Source organism: Streptosporangium sp. NPDC050855, assembly GCF_044456585.1.
GTDB lineage: Bacteria > Actinomycetota > Actinomycetes > Streptosporangiales > Streptosporangiaceae > Streptosporangium > Streptosporangium longisporum.
In genome coordinates, this window is record NZ_JBITFY010000013.1 from 15864 (window position 1) to 42663 (window position 26800).

At 73.2% G+C, this 26800-nt stretch carries 28 protein-coding genes; 14 read left to right on the plus strand and 14 right to left on the minus strand.

The window, feature by feature from the left end:
* Positions 1 to 98: 98 nt before the first annotated feature.
* Both ACIBCT_RS24890 and ACIBCT_RS24895 read right to left on the minus strand, forming a co-directional pair.
* Positions 99 to 1112: an endo alpha-1,4 polygalactosaminidase gene (locus tag ACIBCT_RS24890; RefSeq protein ID WP_399192337.1), complete on the minus strand. Its 1014-nt coding sequence runs from the start codon at positions 1110 to 1112 to the stop codon at positions 99 to 101.
* 354 nt (positions 1113 to 1466) lie between these two features.
* Positions 1467 to 2444: a helix-turn-helix domain-containing protein gene (locus tag ACIBCT_RS24895; RefSeq protein ID WP_399192339.1), complete on the minus strand. Its 978-nt coding sequence runs from the start codon at positions 2442 to 2444 to the stop codon at positions 1467 to 1469.
* 193 nt (positions 2445 to 2637) lie between these two features.
* Between ACIBCT_RS24895 and ACIBCT_RS24900 the strand changes: the two genes are divergently transcribed.
* The 5 genes from ACIBCT_RS24900 to ACIBCT_RS24920 all read left to right on the plus strand — a co-directional run bounded on the left by ACIBCT_RS24900 (position 2638) and on the right by ACIBCT_RS24920 (position 6423).
* Positions 2638 to 3810 carry an MFS transporter gene (locus ACIBCT_RS24900; RefSeq protein ID WP_399192801.1) on the plus strand — a complete coding sequence of 391 codons (1173 nt, stop codon included), beginning with the start codon at positions 2638 to 2640 and terminating at the stop codon, positions 3808 to 3810.
* Positions 3811 to 3903: 93 nt separating this feature from the next.
* The gene (locus ACIBCT_RS24905; RefSeq protein ID WP_399192341.1) at positions 3904 to 4035 is read left to right on the plus strand and encodes a hypothetical protein; all 132 of its coding nucleotides are present in this window, start codon (positions 3904 to 3906) and stop codon (positions 4033 to 4035) included.
* A gap of 35 nt (positions 4036 to 4070) precedes the next feature.
* Positions 4071 to 5090: a DUF4331 family protein gene (locus ACIBCT_RS24910; RefSeq protein WP_399192343.1), complete on the plus strand. Its 1020-nt coding sequence runs from the start codon at positions 4071 to 4073 to the stop codon at positions 5088 to 5090.
* Positions 5091 to 5299: 209 nt separating this feature from the next.
* The gene (locus ACIBCT_RS24915) at positions 5300 to 6049 is read left to right on the plus strand and encodes an SDR family oxidoreductase (protein ID WP_399192345.1); all 750 of its coding nucleotides are present in this window, start codon (positions 5300 to 5302) and stop codon (positions 6047 to 6049) included.
* Between the two features lie 233 nt (positions 6050 to 6282).
* Positions 6283 to 6423 (plus strand): hypothetical protein, encoded by a 141-nt coding sequence (locus ACIBCT_RS24920; protein WP_399192347.1) that lies wholly within the window; start codon positions 6283 to 6285, stop codon positions 6421 to 6423.
* A 110-nt stretch (positions 6424 to 6533) separates the two neighbouring features.
* Here the strand turns inward: ACIBCT_RS24920 and ACIBCT_RS24925 are convergent, their stop codons facing one another.
* The 12 genes from ACIBCT_RS24925 to ACIBCT_RS24980 form a co-directional block, all read right to left on the minus strand.
* The gene (locus ACIBCT_RS24925; RefSeq protein ID WP_399192349.1) at positions 6534 to 7061 is read right to left on the minus strand and encodes a hypothetical protein; all 528 of its coding nucleotides are present in this window, start codon (positions 7059 to 7061) and stop codon (positions 6534 to 6536) included.
* 260 nt (positions 7062 to 7321) lie between these two features.
* Complete coding sequence (locus ACIBCT_RS24930) at positions 7322 to 8476, minus strand: alpha/beta hydrolase family protein (protein ID WP_399192351.1); 1155 nt, start codon at positions 8474 to 8476, stop codon at positions 7322 to 7324.
* A gap of 13 nt (positions 8477 to 8489) precedes the next feature.
* Positions 8490 to 9962, minus strand: coding sequence for a S41 family peptidase (locus tag ACIBCT_RS24935; RefSeq protein WP_399192353.1), 1473 nt, complete (start codon positions 9960 to 9962; stop codon positions 8490 to 8492).
* Positions 9959 to 11008 (minus strand): ABC transporter permease, encoded by a 1050-nt coding sequence (locus tag ACIBCT_RS24940; protein WP_399192355.1) that lies wholly within the window; start codon positions 11006 to 11008, stop codon positions 9959 to 9961. Before ACIBCT_RS24940 ends, ACIBCT_RS24935 begins: the two co-directional genes overlap by 4 nt.
* Positions 11005 to 11895: an ABC transporter ATP-binding protein gene (locus ACIBCT_RS24945; protein ID WP_399192357.1), complete on the minus strand. Its 891-nt coding sequence runs from the start codon at positions 11893 to 11895 to the stop codon at positions 11005 to 11007. The genes ACIBCT_RS24940 and ACIBCT_RS24945 overlap by 4 nt, the downstream gene beginning before the upstream one ends.
* Positions 11892 to 12284 carry a GntR family transcriptional regulator gene (locus tag ACIBCT_RS24950; RefSeq protein ID WP_399192359.1) on the minus strand — a complete coding sequence of 131 codons (393 nt, stop codon included), beginning with the start codon at positions 12282 to 12284 and terminating at the stop codon, positions 11892 to 11894. The genes ACIBCT_RS24945 and ACIBCT_RS24950 overlap by 4 nt, the downstream gene beginning before the upstream one ends.
* A 287-nt stretch (positions 12285 to 12571) precedes the next feature.
* Complete coding sequence (gene aspS, locus ACIBCT_RS24955) at positions 12572 to 13876, minus strand: aspartate--tRNA(Asn) ligase (protein WP_399192361.1); 1305 nt, start codon at positions 13874 to 13876, stop codon at positions 12572 to 12574.
* Positions 13877 to 14286: 410 nt separating this feature from the next.
* Entirely contained in the window at positions 14287 to 15168 is an 882-nt protein-coding gene (locus tag ACIBCT_RS24960) for a hypothetical protein (protein ID WP_399192363.1), read from the minus strand.
* Positions 15168 to 16562: a VWA-like domain-containing protein gene (locus ACIBCT_RS24965; RefSeq protein WP_399192365.1), complete on the minus strand. Its 1395-nt coding sequence runs from the start codon at positions 16560 to 16562 to the stop codon at positions 15168 to 15170. Before ACIBCT_RS24965 ends, ACIBCT_RS24960 begins: the two co-directional genes overlap by 1 nt.
* On the minus strand, positions 16559 to 17647 hold the full coding sequence (locus tag ACIBCT_RS24970; protein ID WP_399192367.1) for an AAA family ATPase: 1089 nt from the start codon (positions 17645 to 17647) through the stop codon (positions 16559 to 16561). The genes ACIBCT_RS24965 and ACIBCT_RS24970 overlap by 4 nt, the downstream gene beginning before the upstream one ends.
* Positions 17648 to 17932: 285 nt before the next feature.
* The gene (locus tag ACIBCT_RS24975) at positions 17933 to 18166 is read right to left on the minus strand and encodes a helix-turn-helix domain-containing protein (protein WP_399192369.1); all 234 of its coding nucleotides are present in this window, start codon (positions 18164 to 18166) and stop codon (positions 17933 to 17935) included.
* Between the two features lie 158 nt (positions 18167 to 18324).
* A complete protein-coding gene (locus ACIBCT_RS24980) occupies positions 18325 to 19467 on the minus strand; it encodes an ROK family protein (RefSeq protein WP_399192371.1) in 1143 nt (380 codons plus the stop codon).
* A gap of 105 nt (positions 19468 to 19572) precedes the next feature.
* On the opposite strand from ACIBCT_RS24980, the gene ACIBCT_RS24985 reads away from it, so the two are divergent.
* The 9 genes from ACIBCT_RS24985 to ACIBCT_RS25025 all read left to right on the plus strand — a co-directional run bounded on the left by ACIBCT_RS24985 (position 19573) and on the right by ACIBCT_RS25025 (position 26792).
* Positions 19573 to 20301, plus strand: coding sequence for an amino acid ABC transporter ATP-binding protein (locus ACIBCT_RS24985; protein WP_399192373.1), 729 nt, complete (start codon positions 19573 to 19575; stop codon positions 20299 to 20301).
* Positions 20302 to 20341: 40 nt separating this feature from the next.
* Positions 20342 to 21250, plus strand: coding sequence for a glutamate ABC transporter substrate-binding protein (locus ACIBCT_RS24990; protein WP_399192375.1), 909 nt, complete (start codon positions 20342 to 20344; stop codon positions 21248 to 21250).
* Positions 21250 to 21894, plus strand: coding sequence for an amino acid ABC transporter permease (locus tag ACIBCT_RS24995; RefSeq protein ID WP_399192378.1), 645 nt, complete (start codon positions 21250 to 21252; stop codon positions 21892 to 21894). Before ACIBCT_RS24990 ends, ACIBCT_RS24995 begins: the two co-directional genes overlap by 1 nt.
* Positions 21895 to 21937: 43 nt before the next feature.
* On the plus strand, positions 21938 to 22783 hold the full coding sequence (locus ACIBCT_RS25000; protein ID WP_399192380.1) for an amino acid ABC transporter permease: 846 nt from the start codon (positions 21938 to 21940) through the stop codon (positions 22781 to 22783).
* Positions 22776 to 23726: an asparaginase gene (locus ACIBCT_RS25005; RefSeq protein ID WP_399192382.1), complete on the plus strand. Its 951-nt coding sequence runs from the start codon at positions 22776 to 22778 to the stop codon at positions 23724 to 23726. The genes ACIBCT_RS25000 and ACIBCT_RS25005 overlap by 8 nt, the downstream gene beginning before the upstream one ends.
* A complete protein-coding gene (locus ACIBCT_RS25010) occupies positions 23723 to 24469 on the plus strand; it encodes a copper homeostasis protein CutC (protein WP_399192384.1) in 747 nt (248 codons plus the stop codon). The genes ACIBCT_RS25005 and ACIBCT_RS25010 overlap by 4 nt, the downstream gene beginning before the upstream one ends.
* A 264-nt stretch (positions 24470 to 24733) precedes the next feature.
* Positions 24734 to 25390, plus strand: a complete 657-nt coding sequence (locus tag ACIBCT_RS25015) for a uridine kinase (RefSeq protein WP_399192386.1) — start codon at positions 24734 to 24736, stop codon at positions 25388 to 25390.
* 76 nt (positions 25391 to 25466) lie between these two features.
* On the plus strand, positions 25467 to 26255 hold the full coding sequence (locus ACIBCT_RS25020) for a glycoside hydrolase family 16 protein (RefSeq protein ID WP_399192388.1): 789 nt from the start codon (positions 25467 to 25469) through the stop codon (positions 26253 to 26255).
* Positions 26256 to 26348: 93 nt separating this feature from the next.
* Positions 26349 to 26792, plus strand: coding sequence for a hypothetical protein (locus ACIBCT_RS25025; RefSeq protein WP_399192389.1), 444 nt, complete (start codon positions 26349 to 26351; stop codon positions 26790 to 26792).
* The last annotated feature ends 8 nt before the right edge of the window (positions 26793 to 26800 follow it).

Below are 26800 nucleotides of genomic sequence, written 5' to 3' on the forward strand. Positions count from 1 at the left end.
AGGGGGCCCCGACCGAACGGGAGGACGCGCGACCGCGTCCTCCCACCGGCTCGCCCGCCACCGCCGGGCTCGGTCGCGGGCTCGGTGACGGGCCGGGTTCAGCAGGCCAGGAACAGCGCGTCCGGCACCTCGTTCTTGATGATCGTCGAGAAGCGGTCGGCGCGTGCGGAGGGGCAGACCCGCGCCGCCACCTTCGCCGGGGTGTTCACGCCCTCGCTCTTCCAGACGTCGACGTACTCGGTCTGGAAGACGGCCTTGCCCGCCTCGATGAACGGCGTGGTCGTGTCGCACTCCTCGTAGTAGTGGCACTCCTCGTTCAGCGCCCAGTCGAAGGCGGCCACGGTGTCGTCGTCGATGACCTCGACACCGTTCTTCATGCCGACCGACAGGCCGCGCTCGTGCGCCTGGCGGGCCACCTCCAGGTACCAGGCCTTCTGGTGCGCCGCCGTGATCGGGAAGCCGGGGTCGTTGCCCAGCGGATTGTTCTGGTCCGGCTCGACGCCGTCACAGCCGATCTCCTTGGCCACGTCCAGCCGCGACCACATGATCGGCGCGAAGGCGCTCCACGAGGAGGGACGGATGTCCAGCCAGTTCTCCTCCTCCCACCCGGTGTTGTTGCCGATGACCGCGCGCGGGAAGAGCCTCGCGTCCGGCCGGTAGGCCTCGTAGGCGCCGGTGTCCAGGTAGCAGATCACGATCTTCCCGGCGGCGTGCAGCCGGTCGACGATCCCGGCGTTGTCGCCCCTGGGCCAGGTGACGGTGCCGAAACCGGGGATCGTCCTGGTGCGCGCCGAGGGCACGGCGTCCTGCAGGTCGATGTCGTACATGGTGACGTTCTTGAAGGGAGCGGTCACCTCGTCGGTGATCTGCCACTGCCAGGTCGTTCCGGGTGCGGGACGCCACACGTCCGCGGCCTTCCCGGTCCTTGCGGCCTTCATGCTCTTCGTGGTGGTCGTGCTCTTCGTGGTCGTCGTCGCCGGGGTCCTGTCGGCGTCCGCGGACGCGCTCGCGCCCGCCGGGGCGGCCGGCGTGAGCGTCATCGTGGCCGCGACCAGGACGGCCGCCCATGAGGCCCACCCGGATCGCGCCGGCCGGCCGCTGTGTGTTCTCACCGCTCGTGCTCCCTGTCCACAGGGGACGCGATCGGCGTCCCCTGTTTCCCCTCGTATGGATCCGGACTCGAACGGGCCGGGCGCCCGGCCGTCCCTCGCCCCGGGCGTCCGCCCGGAGCGCGGGGGCCCGGCTTCCGGCGGGCCGGTCGCGCCCCACGCGACCGCCGGTGCCGTCCCGGCCGTGTTGATCACGACGAAGGTAGCCGCTGCGGGAACACCCCAAGGGACATATCTCACAATGATGATCAACCACTACTCACCGCCACCGACCGCCCTTACTCCCTCCTCCGGTCGCGGCGCCACGGCCCGGCGCGTGACCGGTTCCGGCCCCGGGACCGGCAAGGCGGGCACCGGTCAGGGGGCCGCGGGCCGGCCTCCGGGCGGGACGGCGAGCCGGTCGCCCAGGGGAGTGCGCCGGTACAGGACGTGCCGTCCGTCGCGGGCCCGGGTGACCAGGCCGGTGGCGTACAGCACGCGCAGGTGCTGGGAGACGGCGCTGGGGGTCACCCCCAGGCGGCGGGCGAGCTCCACCGTCGGCGCCGGTTCCGCCAGCAGGCCGAGCAGCGCCGCGCGGGGCGCGCCGAGCAGCGCGGTCAGGGCCGTCGCGTCCGGGGACGGGGCCGGGCTCCACAGGGTGGCCACCGCGCGGCTGGGGTAGGTCAGCAGGGGCGGCTCCTCGGGGCTTACCGGCGGCGCGGGCTTGTGGGCGAACACCGAGGGCATCAGCAGCAGTCCCCGCCCGGACGCGGCCACCCGATGCCGGCCGATCATCTTGTCGATGTGCAGCACCCCCTCGTGCCAGCGCAGGTTCGGGTGCATGTCGGCGAACAGCAGCCGGGCGCCGCCCACGGCCAGCCGCCGCGCCCGGTAGGTCATGTCGGCCTCCAGCACCAGCCGCATCCGCGGCCACACCGGTTCGACGGCCAGCTCCCAGTAGCGCTGCAGCAGGTCGCAGGTGTCGTCGCGGAACCGGGCGGCGGAGGCGTCGTCGGCGGGGATCGGCCCCTCGATCAGCGCGGCCTCCAGATCCCGGCGGACGATCCACGGGGGTGTGCCGCGTACCAGGGACATCGCCTCGGTCATCGGGGTGGCGAAGGCCGTCGGCCGGGGGGTGAGGAAGTCCGGGAGGGCGAGCCTTCTTCCCACCAGGGCGACCAGCCGGTCGGCGTCACGCGGGTCGAGGCGGCCGAGAACGGAGCCGCGCCAGGGCAGGTGCAGCGCGTGCAGGCCGGGGTCGCGCAGCACCCGCAGGCTGTACACGGTCTCGTTCAGGCCCGAGAGGGCGAACCGCGTGTCCGCGAGGTCCTCGACGCCGAGCTCGAAACTGATCATTAAGCTCCACGCTACATCGATTGGCGGCCGGGCCTCGCGGGCGTGGACTTCACCGTATGGAACACACGGCTTCTGAACGGCGCGCGGCGATCGTCACGCGCGCGGCACGGTCCTCACCCGCGCACGGGGCGCCCTTCTCCTTCGCGGCCGGGTCCCTCGCGTCGCCGGCGGGCCGGGGGGCGGAACCTTGCCGGTGATCTTCCTGCTGGCCCTCACCTGCGGGGTGGCCGTCGGCAACGTCTACTTCCCCCAGGCGGTCGTCCCCTCCCTGGCCGCCGGCCTGGACGTCACCGCCCAGGCCGCGGCGCCGGTGGTGACCGCGACACAGGCCGGGTACGCCGCCGGGATCTTCCTGCTGGTCCCGCTCGGCGACCGGCTCCCGCACCGCCGGTTGATCGTCACGCTGCTGGTCCTGACCGGGGCGGGCCTGCTGGCCGCGGGCACGGCGCCCACGCTGGGGGTACTGCTCGCGGCGAGCGTGGTGATCGGTCTCACGACCGTCGTCGCGCCGATCATCGGCCCGATGGCGGCCGGTCTGGTGAGCGCGGACCGGCGCGGGGTGGTCGCCGGCACGCTGCTGAGCGGGTCGATCGGCGGCATGCTGCTCTCGCGCGCGCTCGGCGGGGTCCTGGGGGAGTGGCCGGGCTGGCGCGCGCCGTACCTGGTGTCCGCGGTCCTGGTCCTGGGCGTGGCGTTCCTGCTGGCGCGGGCGCTGCCGGAGACGGTCCCGCCGTCGGCGCAGCGGTACCCGGCGCTGGTGGCCGAGTCGCTGCGCCTGCTGCGCGCCGAGCCGGAGCTGCGCCGCTCCTGCCTGTACCAGGCCGCGGTCTTCGGGGCCTTCTCGGCGGTCTGGACGGCGGTCGCGCTGCTGCTGAGCGGTCCGGTGTACGGCCTGGGCGCCTCCGCGGTCGGGGCGCTCGCCCTGGTCAACGCGGGCACGATGCTGTGCACGCCGTTCGCCGGGCGCCAGGTGGATCGCCGGGGGCCCGACGCGGTCAACCTCGTCTGCCTCGCGGGGGCGGTCGTCTCGGCGCTCGTGCTGGCGGCCGGTGGTCTCGGCGGGGCGGCGGGCCTGGCGGGGCTGGTGCTGGGGACCCTGCTGCTGGACGTGGCCATGCAGTCCGGGATGGTGGCCAACCAGGTCCGCGTCTACGGCCTGCGTCCCGAGGCGCGCAGCAGGCTCAACACCGCGTACATGACATGCGCCTACGCCGGGGGCGCCGCGGGGTCGTGGCTGGGGACGGGCGCCTACGGGCACGCCGGCTGGCCGGGCGTGTGCGCGCTGGCGGCCCTGCTTCCGGGCCTGGCCCTGGCCCGGCACCTGGGTCGTACGAGGTCGGCCCCGCCCTCGGTGCCGGCCGCATGATCGGCTGGGCCGCTCCGGTTCTGCCCCGCGGGATTACCGCAGGTGAACGGCGGGAAGACATTCCACCTCCCCCTTGCGCGCGAAGGGGATCACATGACGGCGATCACGGACCGGGCCTGCGACCGGGCACAGCGAGATCGGCTCGCCGATGCACCGCTCGACACGGCACCCCACCTCGGCCACCGATGGACCGACACGATCATGGGCCGGCTCGGAGCGCTCTGACGGTTTCCGGCGAGCGAGCATTGAAAGGATCTGACATGTCCAACCACTTCACCGGCCTCAGCCTTGGGCCGCCACTCGGCGACCAGCGCCTCGATCTGTGCGACCTGTACGCCTTCGGGGCACCGGGCGATCCGAGCAGAATCGTTCTCATCCTCAACGCCAATCCCAACGCAGACGCCCTGCACCCTGATGCCATATACCGCCTGAACATTGACAACGACGGTGATCACCTGGCCGACGTCGCCTTCAGCTGGGTCTTCAGCCCGCCGACATCCGACGGCTCCCAGACCTACAGCGTCTTCATGGCGGCCGGCGCGGAGTCCCGCAGCCCGGAGGCGGTCGGCACCACGATCGTGTCGGACGCTGCCGTTTCCTTCGGCCCCCAGGCCAACGTGGTCGGCAGCGGCGGTTACAAGGTGGCCGCCGGGAGCCGCAGTGACGCCTTTTTCTTCGACTTCGACGGAATCAAGAATCTGTTCGACACCAGCGGCAACCGGAATTTCACCGCACCGCACCTGGGCGGGGAGTCCCCGTGGACCGGCGTCGACTCCAACAGCACGGCCAACGTCTTCTCCATGGCCGTCGAACTGCCGCTCGCGGAGCTGGCGCCCGACCCCGAGCTGCACATCTGGGGCCGGTGCAGCGTTCTGCGCGACGGCGAACTCGTCCACGCCGACCGAGCCGGACACCCGTCGATGAGCAGTTTCTTCAACACCGACGACACGAAGGAGGAGTACAACGCCAGTGAGCCGGTCAACGACCGGAGCAGGTGGACAGACCAGTTCGTCCACCTGCTGGGCCACACCGGCGGCTACTCGCGCGAGGAGGCGATCGCCGCGCTGGAGCAGCACGGTCTCCTGCCGGACGTACTGCGCTTCGACCCGTCCAAGCCGGCCGCGTACCCCAACGGCCGGACATTCGTGGAAGACGTCATCGACATCCGCGTCGCGTTCCTCACCAGGAACGAGGCCCCGCCCACCGGGCTGACGCCGCACGCCGACATCCTGGAGCGGTTCCCCTACCTCGGCGACCCGCACCCGGTGGCCGCCTCCTGACGTGCGACGTGCGCGCCGGTCCGCCCGGCCTCGGCGGAGTCGCCGGCGCCGTGGCTGACGATGATCGTGTCGGAGGGGTGTTCGACGGGAGATCTCGCTCGTCGAGCAGGTTCCGGCTGCGGATGACCGTGCCCGGTCCAGGGGCGTGTGATCGGCGCCTCTCCCGGCAGGGATGAAAAGGGTTCAGTGGTACGAACAGGAGAAAAGCCATGGGGCAGCTCGAGGGCAGGACCGCCGTCGTCACCGGCGCCAACAGTGGTATCGGCCTGGCCTCTGCGCGCCGGTTCGCGGCCGAGGGCGCTCACGTGTTCATCACCGGCCGCCGCCAGGAGGCGCTCGACGCGGCGGTCAGCGAGATCGGCGCGAACGTCACCGGTGTATGCGGCGACGTTTCCGACCTCGCCGACCTCGACCGGATCTACGCGGCCGTCGCCGAACAGGGCCGCCGCATCGACGTGCTGTTCGCCAACGCCGGCGGTGGCGAATTCTCCAGTTTGGAGCAGGTCACCGAGCAGCATTTCGACGCGACCTTCGACACCAACGTCAAAGGGACGCTGTTCACCGTCCAGAAGGCGCTGCCGCTGCTCGATGACGGTGCCTCGGTGATCCTCACCGGTTCCACCGCCGCCACCAAAGGCGAGGAGGCCTTCGGCGTCTATGCCGCCTCCAAGGCTGCCGTCCGCTCCTTCGCCCGCACCTGGGCCAATGAGCTCAGAGGTCGTGCGATCAGGGTGAACACCCTCGTACTCGGACCCATCGACACTCCCGGCATCACCGGCCTGGCCGCCGACCAGGAGCAGGCCGAACGGCTCAAGGGTCACCTCGCAGGCGTCGTGCCCCTGGGCCGGATGGGCCGCCCGGAAGAGGCTGCGGCCGCCGCCCTCTTCCTCGCCTCCGACCAGAGCAGCTTCGTCACCGGCATCGAGCTGTTCGTAGACGGCGGCCTCAACCAGATCTGACCACTCACCCAACCCGCCGGAGCTGCCGGTGGCCACATCGGTTGCTCCGGGGTCGAGGAACCGGCGGACAGCCGTCGGCGCTGAGAAAGATCTTGGTTGCGACGTTCCTGTGGCCCGCTGCTCGGCGGACGGAAATCCCGCAGGCATGGCCCGCAGGGCAGGGCCATATCGGTCGTGATCAACTCATGGTGTTTGGGGCGTTGCAAGTGAGGATGCTCCGTCCATGAGGAGAGGTGGGTGGTACCCGGCTGCTGCTCACCGAGCAGGCGACGTTCCTCGACGGCCGGGAGGAGCCCGCCTGGCGCGAGCAGGGCACCGCCTGCTGGCTCGACGCGCTGGGCACCGAACTGCTGCACACCGCCGGAAAGGTGTAGCCGGGCGCGGGAGGCCGGCCGTGACACCCGCGCCCGTTGCGGGACCCGGGACCCGGCCGGAGAGCCCCGCCCCGGTGGGCCCGCCCCCGGGTGGGCCCACCGGCCGTGGTTCACTTCGAGGTGTAGAGGACCTTCCAGGTGCCCGCGTACAGGCAGTTCAGCGAGGGCTTGGAGGCCTTGGGCTCCGAGCAGACCTTCAGCTCGGCCTGGTAGAGGTCGTGCTGGGTGAAGGCGAACGACTTCGGGGTGCCGTAGGAGCAGTCGATGACGCTGCGGTGCTTGAACGGCAGGTTCTTGCCGTCGGCGCTGCGGTAGGTGAGGCGGAAGACCGCCCAGCCGCAGGAGGAGGCGTTGCGGGTCAGGTCGTAGACCTTGCCGGAGATCCTGCTGTTCGCGGCGACCGGGAGGACCGCGTGGTCCTCACCCGAGACCGTCAGGGAGCCGTGCGTCCTGGCCCTGCGGCCGGGAGCGTAGTAGGTGCCCCACCGGGTGGTGCCCTGGGTGGCGCTCTGCCCGGCCGCGGGGTCCGCGGCAGCCGGAACGGCGGCCGGAGCGGTGGCCGCCTGTGCGGTCGCCGGGGCGATCGCGACGAGGGCGGCGGCGAGGGCGAGTCCTGTCAGGGAGCGGGTCGTCGTCATGGGAGGGGGTTCCTTTCCGGCTGCTGTGCCCACAGTCTGTGATGCACCGCTTTCAACCGGGTTGATCGCCCACTGCAAACGAGTATCAGCCGCTCGCGGCGGTCGCTCGTCACCTGACGGATGACGCCCCGACCGGCCCGCGAACAACGACCACGCTCGCGGGCCGTGCCCTCCGGGCGTCCGTCCCCGCGGCCGTCGGGGACCCGGACAAAGCCGCGCCCGGCGGCGGGTGAACGGCGGCGGGTGAACGGCGCCCGGCCTCAGGGGCGGCCGCACGCCGCGGGGCAGAACCCGACCTCGGGGTGGCGCGGCGACGGCTTCTCCAGGAGGGGTTGTGGCCGCGACCTCAGGTGCCGGTCGAGGAAGGCCGCCACGTACGTGCGGGTGAGCTCGGCCGCACGCGCCGCGGGCATGACGCCGCGAACGGGCCTGATGCCCAGGGCGCCCGACAGCAGCGGCAGGTCGGTGAAGGACTGGTGTTCCGCGCCCGAGAGCACCAGCCAGCGCTTCCACCCGGTCAGCAGCCTCCAGTCGCGGTCCCAGGAGGTGTCGCGACCGCCCGGGACGTGCGCCGGCGACCCCAGGAACATGAACGGTCGGGAGAGGCCGCCCTTGGGGATGCGAGCGTAGGTGGTGCCATCCATGTCGATCCCGGCGCGCACGCGCGCGTCCTTCACCATGGCCGCCACGGCGGCGGCCCCGCCCATCGACTGGCCCACCATCGCGACCCTGGAGCGGTCGATCACGGCGGAACCGTCCCACTCCGACGGCAACCGGTCCAGCACGAAGGAGACGTCGGCCGCCCGGCCCTGGACCACTCCCGCGCCGAAGCCCGGGTCGCCGTCGCTGTCGCAGGCGAGGCACTCGGCGACCCGCCCGCCGGGGAAGGTCGTGGCGTAACTCTCGTGGGTGTGGTCGATCCCGGCCACGACGTACCCGCGACCGGCCAGGTCCTCGGCCAGGGAGGTGAGGCTGCTCACCGGCTTGGTGAAACCGGGGGAGAGCACCACCAGCGGCAGCCTTCTCCCCGCGGGTCCGGCGTCCTCGACGGCGTTGGTCCGGGTCCTGCTCAGCGTGTCGTACGGCGCGCTCGCGACCCTGGAGCCCTTCAGGAGGAGCTCCGACTCCTTCGGTGTCATGTACGGCGCCCGCGGCCCGTCCCGCCGCCCGGCCGGATACCACAGGGTGACCTTGAGCCGCCGGGCACCGGCGTCGGGGTCCCAGGGGTCGGGGCGGGAGGCGTCCTCAAGGTAGAGGGCGGTGGTGCCGACCGGATGGGGGCCGGTGGGGGCGGGCAGGACGGCGGGGCCGGCCGGTGTGGGCGACGGCACGGCGGAGCGGGGCGGTGCGGGCGCGGAGCAGGCGGACGCGGCCAGGACGGCCAGTCCCGCGGCGAGGGCCAGGAGCTGTCTCATGGAGGGGGTCCGTTCACGTGCGCAGCAGGGTCAGGGCCTTGGCCAGTGCGGGGTCGCGTCCGGCGGCCGCGTCCTTGGGGGTGAGGGGCACGCGGTGGTCGGGCGGCACGCCGATCCGGTCGATCACCTCGCGGTTCGGCCCGAGGTGGTGCCTGGCGGGGAGGCTCAGGAAGGTGTTGTCGGCGAGCAGGTACCCCTGCGCCGGGCCGGAGATCACGCCGGCGGTCCTGGTGCCGACCAGTCGGCCGGCGCGCAGGTCCTTGATGGCGGAGCTGAAGTGCTCGCACGCCGAGGCGCAGTCATGGTCGATGAGCACCACCAGCGGCAGGCCGATCGGTTCGACGGTCTCGTCGGTCCGCATGGCCTCGCACCTGCCGTCGGCGGTGCACTGGTAGGCGGTGACCTTGCCGCGGGCGAACGCGCTCACCAGCCGGGTCGCCTCCGCGGGGCTGCCGCCGCCGTTGCCGCGCAGGTCCAGCACGAGGCCGGAGAGCGTCCGGCCGGTGCGCAGCCTGGAGACGGCCTTGAAGACCCGGTTCGCGGAGTCGGGCGCGAATCCGGTCATCCGCACGTAGGCGACGCCGCCGGCGCCGTCACCGTTGTCGTCGTCCAGCAGTTCCGATCGCACCACCCGCAGGTCGGCCGGGTCCCGGGGGAAGAGGCCGGGCCTGAGCGTGACGTTCCAGCGGCGGCCGGTGGACTGCCGCAGCAGCCGCAGCCGGACCGGGCGCGCCTCCGGATAGCGCGGGTAGAGGGCGGCGACGGCGGGGCCGGCCCTGTCGTCGACGAAGGGCGCGGAGCCGTTGATCGACTCGATGACGTCCCCCGGGCGCAGGCCCGCGGCCCGCGCGGCGCCGCCCTGCACGGCGGTGACGAACAGCGGGGGCAGGGCCGCGCCGGGGGCGCCGGTCGCCTGCGGGCCGGTGACGTTCGCCTGCAGGCCCAGGCCGTAGCCGTCGCCGTCGTAGTGGCCGGGCGGCCGCCTGACGTCGTGCGCCCAGCGGGCGTGGTTGTCACCCAGGCCGGCCACCATGGCCTCGAGGGTGACGACGGCCAGCCTGTCGCGCAGGTCGGGCACCCGATCGACGATCTTCCGGTAGGCGGTCTCGAAGGCGGCCCAGTCGGCTCCGCGGTCGCCGGTCAGCGCGGGCATGACCGCCTCGGGCATGTCGCGTCCGCTGCGGTCGAGCTCCCGTGCCAGGGCGGCGAATCCGGCGGTCAGCAGCGAGCGGGCGTCCAGCGTCGCACCGCTGTAGTACCTGCCGAGAATGCAGAGGTACGCCTGCTCGACGACGTCGATCGTGGTGGCCTTCTCCGCCTCGGGAGGACCCTGAGGCGGTGCGCAGGCCGTACCGGCCGCGGTGCTCGCCTGGGCGCGCGGCGGCTCCGGCGCCGTGCAGGCCGCCACCGTCAGCAGGGCGAGGCCGGCGGTCACGGTCCTGACGGTGGTCCTGGCGGCGACCCCGGCGGTCCTGGCGGCGGTCATGACAGGCGCCTTCGGATCCACCGGAAGCTCAACCAGGTGAGGACGGCGGTGAGCAGGGCGTAGATCCCGGTCTCGATCCACTGGAAGGGCCAGAAGCGCTCCAGCGGATGGTAGGTCACCCGCTGCCGGTAGCCGAGGCCGCTGATCTCGGCCAGGCACGCGCCCATCTTCGGTGGCCCCGCCATCGGCGCGCAGGGTCCCGACGTGGTGGAGATCTTGACGGTGCCCTCCTGGCCGATGCCGGCGATCGTGCGCCCGGAGGGGTCGAGGAGCTCGTGGGACAGGGCCCAGGCGCCGGTGTGTCCGGGAACGGCCGCCCTGAGCATGATGTGCGCGGACCCTGTCTCCCCGCTTATGCCGATGCCGTCCGTGTTCGCCTCGCTGATCTCGAAGGTGCCGGTGACCGGGGGCATCAGGTGGGGACGGACCAGCAGCGGCACGGCGAGCTGGATCACGGCGAAGACGGCCAGGGTCAGGGCCATGGCCGGCAGCGTGCGGCGCACCAGCATGCCCACGGTCACCCCCAGGACGAAGGCGAAGGCCGCGTACCCCATCGGGGCGATGCCGCGCGCGCCGAACACCAGCGGGGCCATCATCGCCAGCTCCGGCACGGCCGACCTGTCCAGCGGATCGGACCACCAGGTCACCACCAGACCACACGCACCGGCGGCGATCACGGCCGCCAGGCCGATGAGCCCGAGCTTGACCGCCAGCCAGCGGCCGCGGGTGACGCTCTGGTTCCACACCAGCAGGTGCGTGCCCGCCTCCAGCTCACGGGTGACCAGCGACGCCCCCCAGAACAGCCCGATCAACGCCGGCAGGACCAGCACGACGAGGGTGACGGCCATGAAGGACAGCTGATGGTCGTCGAAGAAGCGGTCGTAGAAGCGGGCGCAGGTGTCGTCCCTGGTGCAGGCGGTGATCCCGGCGGCGTAGCGGGAGGCCAGGTCCGGGCCGGTCAGGGTCAGGACGGTGGCGAGGACGACGAGGGCGGCGGCCGTCATCGCGGCCGAGCCGCGGAACTGGCGCCAGGTCAGCCAGATCATCGCTGCACCTCCAGGGTGACGCGCCGGCCCTCGGCGGGGCGCTTGTCCATGTAGGCCAGGACGAGGTCCTCCAGGCCGAGCGGGGTGACCGTCCAGGCGGGGTCGTGGATCGGGGAGTCGGTACGGACCACGTACGTGCTCTGCCGGTCGGTGTGGCGCGCGGAGATCACGTACTGGTCGGCGGGCAGGCGGTCAGGGTCGCGGCGCGGGCCGGTGAGCCGGTGGTGGCCGGCCAGCAGCCGGTCGACCTCCCCCGCCACCCGGACGTGGGAGCCGACGAGGACGACCAGGAAGTCGCAGACCCGTTCCAGGTCGGAGATCAGGTGGGAGGAGAGCACGACGCTGAGCTCGTGCTCGGCGACGGCCTCCATCAGCCCCTGCATGAACTCGCGGCGGGCCAGCGGGTCGAGCGAGGCGACGGGCTCGTCCAGGATCAGCAGCTCGGGCCGCTTGGCCAGGCCCAGGGTGAGGGCGAGCTGGGCGCGCTGACCGCCCGACAACCGGCCCGCCCGATGAGCGGGATCGAGATCGAGCCGCGCGATCCGGTCCCGCGCCAGGGCCTCGTCCCAGCCGGGGTTGAGCCGGGCCCCCAGCCGCAGGTGCTCGGCCACGGTCAGCGCGGCGTAGACGGGGGTGTCCTGGGCGACGAAGCCGACCCGGGCCAGCTGCGCGGGCGTGCTCCCCGGACGGCCGCCGAGCACGCTGATGCCGCCCGCCGTCGGCTCCAGCTGACCGCTCGCGAGCTTCAGCAACGTGGTCTTGCCGGCCCCGTTGGGACCCACCAGCCCGACGACGCGACCCGCCGGGATGTCGATCGTGCACTCGCTCAGCGCCCAGCGCCTGCCGTACCTCTTGCCCAGTGCCCGGGCCTCCACAACAGCGGTCACGCTATGTCCTCCTGAGCGGTGGTCCGAAAGGTGGTCGTGAAGAGGGCCTCGATGCTCTCGTCGTCGAGACCGGCCCGGCGGGCCTTGGCCAGCCAGCGCCGCAGCTCCAGCCGCAGCGGGCCGTGCGCGGCCAGCGAGGTGTCGGTGAGGGTCGCCGTCACGAACGTCCCCACCCCGGGCCGCGCCGCGGCCAGGCCCTCGTGCTCGAGTTCCCGGTAGGCCTTCAGGACGGTGTTGGGGTTGATCGCCAGCTGCGCCACCACCTCCTTGACGGTCGGCAGCTGATCACCCTCACGCAACAGACCGAGCCTCAGCGCGTGCCGTACCTGCTGGACCAGCTGCAGGTACGGCGACACGCCGGACTTCGCGTCCAGATGGAAATCGATCACCGCTTCTCCCATACATCTAGTGTCCTAGTACTTTAGGTCTTTGCATGTAGGGAATCGATAAGGAAACCGGAACCGTCCGAGCGGCGATCTTGCGCGCTCCGGCGAACGTGGACACCGCGATCTCGGTGCCCGTCCGGCGGAACGGCATCGGGAACACGCGCGGCGTGCCGTCGGCGGCCACGGTGGGACGGGTACGGACCCGCGAAGGGGTCACCCGGGCGGCGCGGGGCCGCCACGGAGGGCGGGAGGTCCGGTGGAGCCGGCACGGCCGGCTCCACCGGACGCGGTCACGGCGACAGCCGGTGCAGGTCCCGGGGGAACAGCGTGACCTGGCGGATGTTCGGCACGTCCAGCAGGCGCGCCAGGAACCGCTCCAGCCCGAACGCGAACCCCCCGTGCGGAGGCATGCCGTGGCGCATCGCGTCGAGGTATCCGGCGTACGCCGACAGGTCGCTCTCGCCCCGCGCGGTCAGTGCCCGCACGTAGTCGCCGTACCGGTGCAGCCGCTGGCCGCCGCTGACCAGTTCCAGGCCGCGGAATATCAGGTCGATGGCGCGCGAGTACCCGGGCCGTGCCGGGTCGGGGTGGGTGTAGAACGCGCGGTGCGCGGTGGGGTACCCCTCGACGAACACGAAGTCCGAGCCGTGCTCGCGCAGGGCCCACTCCCCGAGCCGGCGCTCGTGCGCGGGCGCCAGGTCGGGTTCGGCGCTCAGGTCCTGCCCGGTCGCGGCGCCGATCATCTCCAAGACGTCGGAGAAGTGCACCACCAGGGGCTCGCGCGGCAGCGCGGGCATGGTGACGCCCAGCAGGTCCAGCGAGGGGCCGGCGAGGTCGCGGATGGCGGTCAGCATCCCCCCGACCGTGGCGTGGCAGGCGGCGACGACGTCGCGGTGGTCGTCGACGAAGCCCATCTCGGCGTCCAGCGAGGTGTAGGAGGCCAGGTGACGGGCGGTGTCGCTGGGTTCGGCGCGGAAGACCGGGCCGACCTCGTAGACCCGTTCGAACACCCCGACCATGATCTGTTTGTAGAGCTGGGGCGACTGCGCCAGGTAGGCCGGGCGGCCGAAGTAGTCGAGCTCGAAGACGTTCGCGCCGCTCTCGGTGGCCGTGCCCACGATCTTCGGGGTGTGGATCTCGACGAACGACATCGCCTCCAGTGCCGTACGGAACCCGGCGACCGCGGCCGCCCCGACGCGGTGGACGGCGGCGAGCTTCGGGTGACGCAACGCGACCGGCGCGTGGTCGAGCAGCACCGGCAGGCTCACGTTCAGGTCGGGCCGGTACAGGTCGAACGGGGGCGGTTCCGCCGGGTCGCCCAGTGCCTCGATCACCGGTGAGGTGACCTCGACGCCGCCCGGCGCGGACGCGTTGGCGGTGACCGTGCCGACGACGCGGACCGTGGTCTCCTCCGGCAGTTCCTCCAGGCGGGCGCGGGCCGCCTGCTCGGACACGACGACCTGGGCCAGTCCGGCGGCGTCGCGCAGGATCAGGAAGGCGACCGACTTCAGTGACCGGCGGCGATGGACCCAGCCCGCGAGCCGTACGGTCTCGCCGATGTGCGCGGGCAGGGCTGTGGACAGGATGCGTTGCATGGTGGCGACCTCCTCTGGTTCGCAACGCGTCCCCTGAGAGGTGCGGGCGAGCGGGATCCTCGCGGTGCCACCACACCTTCACCGTGCCGTCACGGGGACGGCACGGCCTCTGAACCCGTGACGTGGGCGAGACGGCGGGACTCTACTTGGCCCGGAGACCGTTCTTCCCCGCAGCTCAGGAGGGTCTTCACGCCCCGGCCGGAGTCCGCCTTCGCAGCTTCCGGCGGCTCTCTCCGACTCCGGTGGTCGAGGCGCTACTCGGCTCCGTCGTCGCTGTTGCGCGAAATCCTATACCGCCCGTCCGGCACGCCGGGGCGGTCGCCGGGTCTTCGGTGACGCCCCTCGGTCATCGTCCCCGGGCACCGGTCCCGCGCACCCGCGTCGCTCACGGTCTCCGGCACGGCCCTCGCTCACGGCTCGCCGGGCGGGGTGAGCGCGCGCAGGATCCTGGCCTGCTCGACCCCGGTACCCTCCTGGCGGAGCCGGGCCGCCTCCTCGGCGCCGAAACCCGCCCCGCACCAGGCCGCGACCTCTCCCATCGGGACCCCGGCCTCCCACCAGCGGGTCATCACCGAGATCGCGTCCTGCCCGCGCCCGGCGAGGTCCGCGGCCTCGGCAGGGGTGAACCCCAGGGCGCGGAAGACCTTGGCGTCGGACGGCTCGACCCCGCGCCGCGCCCAGTCGAGCGCGTCGCGGCCGCTCCAACCGGCCTCGACGAACCCCCGCGCGGTGGCGGCGGGCACCCCGCCTCGCAGCAGCTCCCGCATGGCCTCGGACCCGGCCGGGTCGTCGGTCGTGCCGGCCCGCCTGCGCGCGCGGCCGAACAGGCGGCCGAGCAGGCTCACCGGCCAGGGGCGCTCCCCGGCCAGATGCCGTTCGGCGGCCTCCTGCGGGGAGTGGCCCATCTCCCGCCAGCGCACCGCGTCACGCGGCGTCATCCCGGCCCGCAGCCAGACGTCCACCGTGTACGGGGTCGCCCCGGCCGTACGCCACTCGCGGGCCGCCCCGGGGGTGTACACGCCGGAGGTACGCCAGCGTTCGGCGTCGAAGGCCAGGAAACCGGCCTCGATCCAGCGCCGGGCCTCGGCGACGGTGAACCCGCGCGTCCGCCACTCGTGCAGGGGCTCGGGCGAGGGGTCGCCGGTGGCGCCGATGTCCCACCACCCGTCCCCGCCGTCCCCATCGTTCCCGCCGCTCCCGCTCCCGCCCACGCCGGGGGGCGGGGGTGGCGGGCCGCCGGATCCGTGGCCGCCCTCGCGAGGGTCGGGGGGTTCGGCGAACATCGCGGTCATCACTCCTCCTTCTCCGGCTTCTCCGGAACACGTACCGTGGCCGCCCACGCCGGGGCGTGCCCGTCCTCGCCGACCAGGCACACGACCACCTGGGCGGGCGGGCGCCGCTCGGGCCAGGGGGTCAGCCCGTCGGTCATCACGATCACCAGGTCGGGCCGGGGACGCAGCGCCACCGCCGCCGCGATCCCGGCCCGCATGTCGGTGCCGCCCCCGCCGGTCAGCACCACGTCGCCGGCACGCCTGATCTCCTGGGCCGGATGGGCCACCAGGTCGCAGCAGATCACCCGGATCCGCCTGCGCGGCCCGGCCGCCCGGTTCAGGATCCCGGTGATCTCGGCGACGAGCCCGTCCAGCACGGGCCGGAGGATGCTGCCGGAGGTGTCGATCACGACGGCGACGGAGGGGGCCGGGCTCACCATGGCGGGCATGACGATGCCGGGGGTCGCCCCGGCCCGGCGGGAGGGGCGACGGCGGTCGAAGTCGACGCGCCCGGCCGCCGAACTCACGCCGCGCCGGATCAGCGAGCCGAGCAGCGCGCGCCAGTCGACCGTGGGCCGCAGGCGCTCCTCGGCCCATCGGCGCCAGCCCAGCGGCACGTCGCTGCGGGCCGCGGCCCGCTCCTGGATGCCCGCGGCGATGGATCTCTCCAGCAGTTCGCGTTCCAGTTCGCCGATCCCGCCGACCGAGCCGGGGGAGTGGTACCCGCGATCCAGCCCGTCGGCGGCGCTGCCGCAGTCGACGGCCTCCGCCGGCGCCAACCCGCCCCTGCCGAGCGCCTCGTCGAGCACGTCGAGCATCGGCACGTACTCCTCGGCCGTCCGGTTCGGAGGCAGTCCCAGCAGGGCGGGGGAGACGACCCCGGCGGGCCCGTGCAGACCCTCGGCCTCCAGGTCGTCGTTGATCTCCGCGTCGGCGGCCTGGTTCCAGCGGCGCGCCGGCGCGGACCCGGCCTCACCGGCGGCGTGGGTGTTCGCGTGGGCGGACCGTACCGGGGAACGGGCGGCGTGCGCGCGTACCAGGTGGCCGATCTGGTGCAGCAGCCACCAGCCGATCTCCTCGACCGGGGTGGCCAGCGCGGTCGCGGTCTCCACGTGCACGTTCCACCGGGTGTCGGCGGGGAAGGCGCGGAACTCCGGGTCGGGCACGGGCTCGCCGGTGGCGTCGTCGAAGGAGGGCTCCAGCACGACGGGGGTCAGCGCGAACAGGGCACCGGCCAGGTAGGGGGCCCGGTGCGCGGCCCACAGCCTGGCCGCCGCGAACCGGGCCGCCACCTGCCCGGCCAGGTCCGGTGCGGCATCGGCGGCCTCGGCGGGACCGGCGGCCTCGGCGGGGCCGCCGTGACCGGCCTGACCGGCAGGATCGGCAGGATCGGCAGGGCCGGCGGGATCGGTCACCGCAGCAGCCCAGCGGCGCGCAGCACCGGTGCGAGGTCGAGCATGGTGTGCGGGAGCGTGGCTCCGGCGGGCCTGGCCGCGGCCAGGGACCGGGCCGCGGAGGCCGCCACGTCCGGTGCGGTACGGGAGGCCCTGGCCACCACCGCCCACGCCCGTTCCCAGGGCTCCCGGCCACCGTCGGCGAGCACGTGCGCGACGACGGCGCCGAGCACCGCGTGCAGCCGGTCGACGCGTCCGGGCAGCGGGACGTCGTCGCCCGCGAGCAGGCTCCGCGGATCGGGCAGGTCGAGGTTGCGCAGCCAGGACAGCAGCTCGAACCCGGCGGCCTCGCCCACCGCGCCCAGGACGAGCTCGGCCAGCACCTCGTCGCGGACGCCGCCGTGCTCGCAGGCGGCGACGGCCTTGGCGGCCATCTCCCAGGTCCTGGGGCTCGGCCAGGCACGCCCGGCCTGGTCGGGCCCGGCCGGCACGACGAGCACCAGCTCGGGCCGTACGCGCAGGAAGGCGCCCACCAGCGCCCTGGCGCGGGCGACCTCGGCCGCGCCGGGCGGATCCTGGCGTCCCAGGTCCGGCACGGCGAAGCCGCCGGTGAAACCGTCGGCGACGTCGGCGGCCCGTACCTGCCAGTTCAGGTGGACGAGCCGGTTGGCCAGCGGCGCCGACAGGTCCCAGCCGTCGGCGGCCTGCTGCGGGGGGTTGGCCGCGGCGACGATCCGCACCTCGGGCGGCAGTGCCAGGTCACCGACGGTCCGCTCCAGCACCACCCTGAGCATGGCGGCCTGTACGGCCGGTGGCGCGGTGGTGAGCTCGTCCAGGAAGAGCAGGCCGGTGCCGTGGCGGGCCAGCCGCTCGGCCCAGCGGGGCGGGGCGAACCAGGTGCCGCCCTCGCGCAGCACCGGCAGCCCGGAGAAGTCGGTGGGTTCGCGGATGGATCCCACGACGATCTCGACGGGCAGGCCCAGTGCCTCCCCCAGGGCGAGTACCGAGGAGGTCTTCCCGGTGCCGGGCGCTCCCCACAGCAGGACGGGCAGGTTGGCCGAGACCGCCACGGCCATGGCCTCCGGCACCGCGGAGGGGGAACTCATCGCCACGCTGGCTCCTTCGTCTGTCACGGGTTCTCGCCTGTCACGTGTACGGGTCCTGCCTGGTCACGGGGGCGGGTTCGCCCTCACCCCCGCGGAGCGGGCACGCGCGCACCGTCACGTGAACGGCCCGCGACGGTTTGCGGCGGCCTACGGTGGGTCGGCCGTGGGTCGGCCGTGGGTCGGCCGTGGTTCCGCCGTGGCCCGCGACGGTCCGGGGAAGGAAGGGAAGGACCACCGTGGGGGAGCAGCGCAGCCGCGCCGGTGGTGCGACGCGGGGGTGCGGCGTCAGTCCTCGGAACGGAACAGCCTGCGCCCGCCGTGTTTCTTGTGCACGGCCTGCCTGCTGATGCCGAGCACTTCGGCGATCTCGGCCCAGGACCGCCCTCGCGTGCGGGCCCTGCGCACGAGCACGGCCTCCAGGCGTTCCATCTCCCGCCGTGTCTCGACGGTGAGCGCGAGGCCCGCCATGGGGTCGTTGTCGATCACCTGGTCTAGCGTCGCGAGCCGGTCCTGCTCCATGCCGTCATCTTAGGTTGACACCTCGGCGAAGTCAACCGGAGTTGACGCGTGCGGCGCGAGGGGGTGCGACGGCGTTCCGGAGGTCGTCACGCCGCTCACCGCTCACCGCACGTCGGCGACCGCGCCCGGCGCGCCCCGTCCGGCCTCCCGCGGGCTTCTCAGCCGAGGACGGCGTCCAGCAGGAGGGAGCCCGCGCCGAGGAGGGCGGCGTCGGGGCCGCCGCGGGTGACGGCGATCTCCAGGTCGCGGGTGGCCAGGGGGAGGCAGCGCTCGTACACGGCGGCGCGGATGGAGGAGATCAGCGGCTCGGCGGTGGAGAGGCTGCCGCCGACGACGATGGCGTCGGGGTTGAGGAAGTTGACCAGGACGGTGAGCACCTCGCCGATGAGGCGGCCCGCGTTCCTGACCAGGGCGGTGGCCTCGGGGACGCCGTCCTCGACCAGGGCCACGACGTCGGCGGGACGCCGCGTCGCGAGGCCGAGCTCGGCCAGGGCGCCCATGAGCGCGGCGCCGCTCGCGTAGGCCTCCAGGCAGTCGGGGTGGCCGCACGAGCACATGACGGAGGAGTCGGTCCTGACCCGGACGTGGCTGATGTCGCCGGCCGCGCCCCTGCCCCGGTGCAGGCGGCCGTCGACGATCACGCCGCACCCTATGCCGCTGCCGGCCTTGAGCACCATGAGGTTGTCGAAGCCCGGCCAGGAGCGGGCCTCGCCGACGGCCAAGAGGTTGGCGTCGTTCTCGACGAGCACCGGAAGGTCGTAGCGCGCGCCGAGATGCTCGGCGACGGGGAAGTTGTTCCAGCCGGGCATGCGGGAGGGGGACACCACCCGGCCGCTGCCGGGGTCGACGGGGCCGGGGATGCCGGTGCCCACACCGCGCAGGGGGACGCCGGGCGGGCCGTGGGTCGCCATCAGCTCGTCGAACGCCGCGGCCATCCAGTCGAGGGTCGCCTCGGGGCCGAGCGCTATGTCACAGGCGCGCTCCTCGACGACGAGGGGGACGCCGCTGAGGTCGAGCAGGCCGAGGCGGGCGTGGTGCGCCCCCAGGTCGGCCACCGCGAGCAGGCCCGCGGTCGGGCTGACCCGCAGCCGCCGGGGCCGCCGCCCGCCGCTGGAGGTGCCCGAGCCCTCCTCGACGAGGAGCCCGGTGTCGATCAGCTCCTCGACGCGCAGGGAGACGCTCGACGCCGCCAGGCCGGAGATGCGGGCCAGCTGCGCGCGCGACTCGGCGTGGCCGGTGGCGACGAGACGCAGGAGGCCGCCCTGCGCTCCCCGTACCGGCAGCCGCTCTTTGCCTGACATGGACTAGAGAAATACCACGTCTGTACTTACTACGGCAACGTGTTGACTTCCAGGATAATCATCCATTACGTTCCCGCTTATCTTCGATTTCGAAGGAAGATGGCGATGATTCAGGTTAAAGGGTTGAACAAGTGGTTCGGTGATCACCATGTGCTGCGCGACATCGACCTTGAAGTGGCGCGGGGCGAGGTCGTCGTCGTGGTCGGCCCCTCGGGGTCGGGCAAGTCCACGCTGTGCCGCTGCCTCAACCGGCTGGAGACGGCCGGATCCGGGGACGTCCTCGTCGACGGCGTGCCCGCCCCCGTCGAGGGCCGGGACCTGGCCCGGCTGCGGGCCGACGTGGGCATGGTGTTCCAGTCGTTCAACCTGTTCCAGCACATGACCGTCCTGGAGAACGTCGTGCTCGCGCCGATGAAGGTCCGGGGCGACGGCCGCGCCGAGGCCGAGGCGTCGGCGCGCAGGCTGCTGGAGCGCGTCGGCATCGCCGAGCAGGCCGAGAAGATGCCCGCCCGGCTGTCCGGCGGGCAGCAGCAACGGGCCGCCATCGCCCGCGCGCTGGCCATGCGGCCCAAGGTGATGCTCTTCGACGAGCCCACCTCGGCCCTCGACCCGGAGATGGTCGGCGAGGTGCTGGACGTGATGGTCCGGCTCGCCGCCGACGGCATGACCATGGTCGTCGTCACCCACGAGATGGGCTTCGCCCGCAGGGCCGCCGACCGCGTGGTCTTCATGGACGCCGGCCGGATCGTCGAGACGGGCGAGCCCGCGGCCTTCTTCGAGGCTCCCCGGACGGACAGGGCCAGGGACTTCCTGGCCAAAGTTCTCACTCACTGATCGAAACCGATCGAAAAGGATGGTGGGCCCGATGGTGTCCATGAAACGACTGGCCGCTGTCGCCGCCGTGTCCATGCTCGGCCTGTCGGCCTGCGGCGGTACGGACGCGGCGAGCCCGGCCGTACCGGGCGAGGCCAAGGGGAACGACCTGATCGCCTCGGCGCCGGTCGCGGCCGCCGCGGACATCCTGCCCGGCTCCACGATGGAGAAGATCAAGAAGCGCGGTGAGCTGATCGTCGGAGGGTCGCTCGACGCGCCGCTGCTGTCGCAGCAGAACCCGACGACCGGCGAGGTCGAGGGGTTCGACGCGGACATGGGCAAGGCGCTCGCCAAGTACATCATCGGCGAGCCCAAAGTGAAGATCGTCAACTCGGCCTCGGAGACCCGCGAGGCGCTGCTGTCCAACGGCACCGTGGACGTCGTCCTCCAGACGTACACGATCACCCCGGAGCGGGCCGAGCAGGTCGCCTTCGCCGGGCCGTACTACTCCTCCGGGCTGAGCCTCGCGGTCAGGAAGGGCACCTCGGGCATCGCCAAGCCCGAGGACCTCAACGGCAAGACCGTCATCGCCGGGGCCAACACCCCGGCCATCCCGGCGATCAAGAAGCTCGCCCCGCAGGCGAAGATCGTGACGTTCGGCAGCGACCCCGAGTGCATGCAGGCCCTCAAGCAGGAACGCGGCGACGCCTACGTCCAGGACGAGACGCTCCTGGTCGCGAACGCGCAGAAGGACCCCTCGGTCCAGGTCGTCGGCAGCCCGTTCACCGAGGACCCGTACGGCATCGGCCTCAAGCACGGTGACGAGCAGTTCAAGACGTTCGTCAACGACTGGCTGAAGAAGATCCAGGCCGACGGCCTCTGGCAGAAGACCTGGAAGAACTCCCTCGGCACGGTCGTGAAGGGCGAGGCCCCCACCCCGCCGCAGATCGGATCGGTGCCGGGGTCCTGATGTCCGCCCTCCTGGACCACCTGCCCGAGTTCTGGCAGGGGCTGGTCGTGACCCTCCAGCTGACCGCGGCGTCCTTCGCCGGCGCCGCGGTCGTCGGGCTCGTGATCACCGCCATGCGGGTGAGCCCGGTCGGCGTCCTGCGCGGGATCGGCACGGTGTACGTGGAGACCTTCCAGAACCTGCCGCTGCTGGTACTGCTGGTGCTCGCCGTCTTCGGCCTGCCCGAGATCGGGCTCAAGGCCGACCTGCTGGTGACGGCCATGATCGTCATCGCGCTCTACGAGGCCGCCTACATCGCCGAGGCGCTGCGCTCCGGCGTCAACGCCGTCTCCGCCGGGCAGGGCGAGGCGGCCCGCGCGCTCGGGCTGACCTTCGGCCAGTCCCTGCGCCACGTGGTCCTGCCGCAGGCGCTGCGCACGGTGATCCAGCCGGTCGGCAACATCTTCATCGCGCTGGCGATGAACACCTCGCTCGCCGCCGCGGTCGGCGTCGTCGACCTGACCGCCGCGGCCAACCGGGTGAACCTCGCGGAGGCGCAACCCATCCCGATCTTCGTCGGGGCGGGCCTGGCCTACGCACTGATCGCCGCCTGCGCCGGGTTCGTCACCGGGCGGCTCGAACGACGGCTGGTGGTGGTCCGATGAGCGTCCTTCCCGTCGCGGTCCCGGGCGGAGCGGTGGTCGTCCGGTGAGCGCTCTCCTGTTCGACCAGCCGGGGCCGCGCGCCCGCCGCAGGATCAGGATCGCGACCGCTGTGGGGGCGGTCGCGGTCCTCGCCCTGCTGGCGCTGGCGCTGCGCCAGTTCGCCGCCAACGGCCAGCTCGACGCCGACCGCTGGTCGCCGTACGCGACCTGGCCGATGTGGCGCTACCTGCTGAACGGGCTGTGGGCCACCGCGCTCGCCGCCGTCGTCTCGGCCGCGCTCGCGATGGCGGCCGGGCTGGCCCTGGCCCTCGGGCGGTTGTCGCGGCGCAGGTGGGTCCGCGTGCCCGCCGCGGCGTACGTGGAGGTCGTGCGGACCGTCCCGGCGCTGCTGCTGGTCTACGTCGTGCTGTTCGCGCTGCCCCGCTACGGGCTCGACCTGCCGCTGTTCTGGAAGCTCGTGGTGCCGCTGGCGATCTCGAACGCCGCGGCGTTCGCGGAGATCTTCCGCGCCGGGGTGCTGTCGGTGGAGCGCGGCCAGGGCGAGGCCGGTCTCGCGGTCGGGCTCACCCAGGGCCAGACCATGCGCCTGATCGTGCTGCCGCAGGCGGCCCGCCGGGTGCTTCCCTCGATCGTCAGCCAGTCGGTCGGCCTGCTCAAGGACACCTCGCTGGGTTTCGTGGTCAGCTACGCCGAGCTGCTCTACAGCGGCAAGGTCCTGGCGACCTTCAACGGCCTGCTCATCCAGACCTACATCGTCGTCGCGCTGATCTACCTGGTGGTCAACGCCTCGCTGTCCAAGCTCGCCCGTACCCTCGACGCTCGCAACGCCCGCGTCACCCCCGGCGCTCCGCGTGCCCGCCGGTTCGGAAGGAGACCCGCCCGTGCCTGACCTCGTCCCGCTCGCGGAGGTGGTGCGCTCCGGATTCACCGAGAGCGTGCACTTCGGCAGCGCCGTCGCGCTGGCACCCGACGGCACCGTGGCCGTCGCCAGGGGAGCGGTCGAAGCGCCGGTGCTGCCGCGTTCCTCGGCCAAGCCGTTCCAGTCCCTGGCCTGCCTGCTGTCCGGGGCGGACCTGGACGGTCGCGGCCTGGCGATCGCCGCGGGCAGCCACACCGGCCAGGACTTCCACGTGCGGCTGGTCGCCGACATCCTCGCCGGGGCCGGGCTCGGCTTCGACGCGCTCGGCTGCCCCGCGGACTGGCCCGAGGACGAGGCCACCCGGCACACGCTGATCCGGGCGGGCCTGACGGCCTCGCGCGAGCGGATGAACTGCTCGGGCAAGCACGCCGCGATGCTCGCCGCGTCCGTCGCCTCCGGCTGGGAGACCGCCTCCTACCTGGACGCCGGCCACCCGCTGCAGCGGCGGGTGCGCGCCGTGACCGAGGAGCTGTCGGGGGAGGAGACCGCCCACGTCGCCGTCGACGGGTGCGGCGCCCCGCTGTTCGGGCTGTCGCTGACCGGGCTGGCGCGGGCCGTGCGGGCCCTGGTCGTCGCCGAGCCGGGGACCCCGCCGCGCGCGGTCGCCGACGCGATGCGCGAGCACCCCGAGTACGTCGGCGGGACCGGGCACGTGAACACCTCGCTGATGCGGGCGCTGCCGGGGGCGGTGGCCAAGGGCGGGGCCGAGGGGGTCCTCGTCGTCGCGCTCGCCACCGGGCACGCGGCGGCCGTCAAGGTCATCGACGGCAGCCCGCGGGCCACGAGCGCGATCGCGCTGGCCGCGCTCGGGGCGGCCGGGGGGGACGTCGCGCCGGCCGCGGGCTTCGCGAGCGTCCCCGTGCTGGGCGGGGGCGTACCGGTCGGTGAAATCCACGCACTGGAGGAACAATGAGCCTTGTCCATGAGATCTGCATCGACGGCACCGCGGGCGCGCTCGCGGCCGAGCAGGCCGGGGCGCACCGCGTCGAGCTGTGCTCCGCCCTCTTCGAGGGGGGCCTGACCCCGACCCTCGGCACCGTCGAGGCGACGCTCGCGGCGGTCTCGACGATCCGGGTCCATGTGATCGTCCGCCCCCGGGGCGGCGACTTCATCTACGACGAGTACGAGGTCGCGGCCATGGAACGCGACGTGGCCACGATCAGGGACGCGGGCGCTCAGGGTGTGGTGATCGGGGTGCTGACACCGTCCGGCGAGGTGAACGTCGAGGTGAGCAAGCGCCTCATCGGCGCGGCCGGGGGCATGTCGGTCACCTTCCACCGGGCCTTCGACATGACCGCCGACCCGTTCGCCGCCCTGGACACCCTCGTCTCGCTGGGCGTCGACCGGGTCCTCACCTCCGGCCAGGACGTCACCGCGCTGGAGGGCGCGCCGCTGATCGCCTCCCTGGTCGAGCGGGCGGGCGGTGACCTGGTCGTCATGCCCGGCGGCGGCATCACGCCCCGCAACGTGCACCGCGTGGTCGAGGCGACCGGAGCCTCCGAGATCCACTTCGCCGCCCTGGTCGACGCGCCCAGCCCCGCCGTGCACCGCAACCCCCACCCGTTCATGGGCGGCGAACTGCGCCGGCCCGAGTACAGTCGCCTGATCACCTCCCCGGGCCTGGTCTCCGAGGTGATCGCCGCCTCGGGCACCTGACCCGCCTCGCGCACGAGCCCTCCCGGACCCCTCGGAGCCGGCGAGCGCCGCCGAGGCCGCTCGCGACCCGGGCGGACAGGGGCGCCGCGCGCCCCTCGAGGGCGGGGAGCCTGGACGTCGGGCGGTGGCGGCACGGGCGGGCTCAGGGTCGTGGTCGACTGGACGGGTGAGCCGGACCTTCCCGGGCATCACCGGTCCGCGGTGCCGTGGTGGCATGCCCGGCGAGCCGGACCCGTGTCCCCATCTTCGGAGAAGAGGTCGCCGATGCGTCTTCATCCAGGCGAGACCGAGGCCGCCGGCCGGCGGGTGGTGAGCGTGCGCGACGCCGTCCGGCGGCTGCTCGACGCCTCACCCGGCGTCACCGGACGTCCACGGGTGATCGCGATCGACGGCCGGGGCGGTGCCGGCAAGACGACCCTGGCCGAGCGGCTGCGCGCGGCGGTGCCCGGCTCCGCCGTCGTGCACACCGACGACATCGCCTGGAACCACGCCTACTTCGACTGGGGCGCCGTGCTCGCCGAGAACGTCCTGCGGCCCCTGCACCGGGGTGAGGCGGTGGACTTCCGCCCCGATGCCTGGATCGCCCACGACCGGCCAGGATCGATCACCGTCCCCGCCGGTGCCGAGGTCGTCTGGGTCGAGGGCACCGGCGTCGTCCGCGCAGAGCTCGCCCCGTGGCTGGACGCCTCGGTGTGGGTGCAGGGAGACCTCGACGAGCAGGAGCGCCTGCTGCTCGCCCGCGACGGCGACTCGCCCGAGCAGCGGGAGCACGTGGCGAACTGGCTGCGCGAGGAGCTGCCGTTCCTGCTGCGGGAACGGCCGTGGGCCCGCGCCACCATGATCGTCGCAGGTCCTCCGCACGTCGGCCACGACCCGGACACCGAGATGGTCGTCGCCCCGCCGACCGGCCCCCGCGGATGACGGGCGCCTTCGCCCGCGGCGGCCCGACCGGCGTAGGGTCCCTTCCGGAACGACGGTGACAGGAGGGTGAGACGGCATGGCGCGGGCCGGCTACGAGCTGGAGTTCGAGGACACCTTCGAGGGGGATCGCCTCGACGAGGATCGCTGGGTCGCACGGTACCTGCCCCAGTGGAGCGACCGCACGGCCTCCGCCGCCCGGTACGAGCTGGACGGCCGCCACCTGCACCTGCTGATCGAGCGGGACCAGCCGCCCTGGTCGCCCGAGATCGAGGGGGCGCTCCGCGTGTCGTCGCTGCAGACCGGTGTCTTCGCCGGTCCGGTGGGAAGCACGATCGGACAGCACGGGCGCGGCTCCGGGGCCGTCGTGCGTGAGGCCCAGCGCAACGTCCGGCTCTACACCCCGAGGTACGGGCTGATCGAGATGCGGGCCAGGGCGACCGGCGACCCGGGATGCATGGTCGCGCTGTGGATGATCGGCTACGAGGACTCACCGGAGCGCTCCGCCGAGATATGCGTGTGCGAGATCTTCGGCCGGGACGTCGGACCGGACGGCGCGAAGGTGGGGATGGGACTTCACCCGTTCGGGGACCCGGAGATCACCGACGACTTCACGGTGGAGACCCTGCCCATCGACGCACGGGAGTTCCACGTCTACGCCGCCGAGTGGACCCCCGAGCACGTCGCCTTCTTCGTCGACGGTCACCACGTCCGGACGGTCGACCAGTCGCCGGGCTATCCGATGCAGCTGATGCTGAACATCTACGAGTTCCCCGGACCGGACGGGTCGCCGGGGCTCGGGGGCGACTATCCCAAGCGGTTCACGGTCGACTACGTCAGGGGCTACCGTCGCGTCGCCCCCGGCTGAGCGAGCCGGTCGGCGGGGCGTGCACCGGCGTGCACGGCCTCCCGTCCGAAAGGCGAGCAGCCCCGGCGGCGCCCCGCGTGCCCCGTGTGCGCCGTGGCGCGGCGCACCGGCGACCTCCCCCCGCTGTACGGGATCGTGGCCAACGCCGGCGTGCAGCTCACCTCGACCAGCAAGCTGGCGGTCGTCCACCTCGTCCACGAGCTGGCCCGGCGGCTGCCGCAGGGCGTCGACGCGTACGCGTTCAACCCCGGGCTGGTCCCGGACACGGACCTCGTCCGCGACGCCGGACCGGCCCTGCGGCGCGCGTTCGGGCTGCTCGCCCCGGCGCTGAGCCTGCTGCCCTTGGCCCAGCGAGCCCGCCCGGCCGGCGCTCAGCTCGCGGCGGTCGCGCTCGGCCCGCGTCCGGGGGCGTCCGGCGACTACATCGACCGCGACCGCGTCGCCCGCTCGTCACCGGAGTCGTTCGACCGGGCCCGGGAGGAGGCCCTGTGGAGGGACTGCGCCGAGCTGGCCGGCCTGCCGGCCGTCACACCGTGACGGCACGC

What these genes read in the sequence shown, in the direction of transcription:
- ACIBCT_RS24970 (WP_399192367.1), bottom strand. Translation starts at nt 17,647, where the DNA reads ATGAGTTCCCCCTCCGCGGTGCCGGAGGCCATGGCCGTGGCGGTCTCG.
- ACIBCT_RS24995 (WP_399192378.1), top strand. Translation starts at nt 21,250, where the DNA reads ATGTCCGCCCTCCTGGACCACCTGCCCGAGTTCTGGCAGGGGCTGGTC.
- ACIBCT_RS24990 (WP_399192375.1), top strand. Translation starts at nt 20,342, where the DNA reads ATGAAACGACTGGCCGCTGTCGCCGCCGTGTCCATGCTCGGCCTGTCG.
- ACIBCT_RS24980 (WP_399192371.1), bottom strand. Translation starts at nt 19,467, where the DNA reads ATGTCAGGCAAAGAGCGGCTGCCGGTACGGGGAGCGCAGGGCGGCCTC.
- ACIBCT_RS24985 (WP_399192373.1), top strand. Translation starts at nt 19,573, where the DNA reads ATGATTCAGGTTAAAGGGTTGAACAAGTGGTTCGGTGATCACCATGTG.
- ACIBCT_RS25020 (WP_399192388.1), top strand. Translation starts at nt 25,467, where the DNA reads ATGGCGCGGGCCGGCTACGAGCTGGAGTTCGAGGACACCTTCGAGGGG.
- ACIBCT_RS24960 (WP_399192363.1), bottom strand. Translation starts at nt 15,168, where the DNA reads ATGACCGCGATGTTCGCCGAACCCCCCGACCCTCGCGAGGGCGGCCAC.
- ACIBCT_RS24925 (WP_399192349.1), bottom strand. Translation starts at nt 7,061, where the DNA reads ATGACGACGACCCGCTCCCTGACAGGACTCGCCCTCGCCGCCGCCCTC.
- ACIBCT_RS24975 (WP_399192369.1), bottom strand. Translation starts at nt 18,166, where the DNA reads ATGGAGCAGGACCGGCTCGCGACGCTAGACCAGGTGATCGACAACGAC.
- ACIBCT_RS24915 (WP_399192345.1), top strand. Translation starts at nt 5,300, where the DNA reads ATGGGGCAGCTCGAGGGCAGGACCGCCGTCGTCACCGGCGCCAACAGT.
- ACIBCT_RS25010 (WP_399192384.1), top strand. Translation starts at nt 23,723, where the DNA reads ATGAGCCTTGTCCATGAGATCTGCATCGACGGCACCGCGGGCGCGCTC.
- ACIBCT_RS24940 (WP_399192355.1), bottom strand. Translation starts at nt 11,008, where the DNA reads ATGATCTGGCTGACCTGGCGCCAGTTCCGCGGCTCGGCCGCGATGACG.
- ACIBCT_RS24935 (WP_399192353.1), bottom strand. Translation starts at nt 9,962, where the DNA reads ATGACCGCCGCCAGGACCGCCGGGGTCGCCGCCAGGACCACCGTCAGG.
- ACIBCT_RS24910 (WP_399192343.1), top strand. Translation starts at nt 4,071, where the DNA reads ATGTCCAACCACTTCACCGGCCTCAGCCTTGGGCCGCCACTCGGCGAC.
- ACIBCT_RS24895 (WP_399192339.1), bottom strand. Translation starts at nt 2,444, where the DNA reads ATGATCAGTTTCGAGCTCGGCGTCGAGGACCTCGCGGACACGCGGTTC.
- ACIBCT_RS25015 (WP_399192386.1), top strand. Translation starts at nt 24,734, where the DNA reads ATGCGTCTTCATCCAGGCGAGACCGAGGCCGCCGGCCGGCGGGTGGTG.
- ACIBCT_RS24930 (WP_399192351.1), bottom strand. Translation starts at nt 8,476, where the DNA reads ATGAGACAGCTCCTGGCCCTCGCCGCGGGACTGGCCGTCCTGGCCGCG.
- aspS (WP_399192361.1), bottom strand. Translation starts at nt 13,876, where the DNA reads ATGCAACGCATCCTGTCCACAGCCCTGCCCGCGCACATCGGCGAGACC.
- ACIBCT_RS24905 (WP_399192341.1), top strand. Translation starts at nt 3,904, where the DNA reads ATGACGGCGATCACGGACCGGGCCTGCGACCGGGCACAGCGAGATCGG.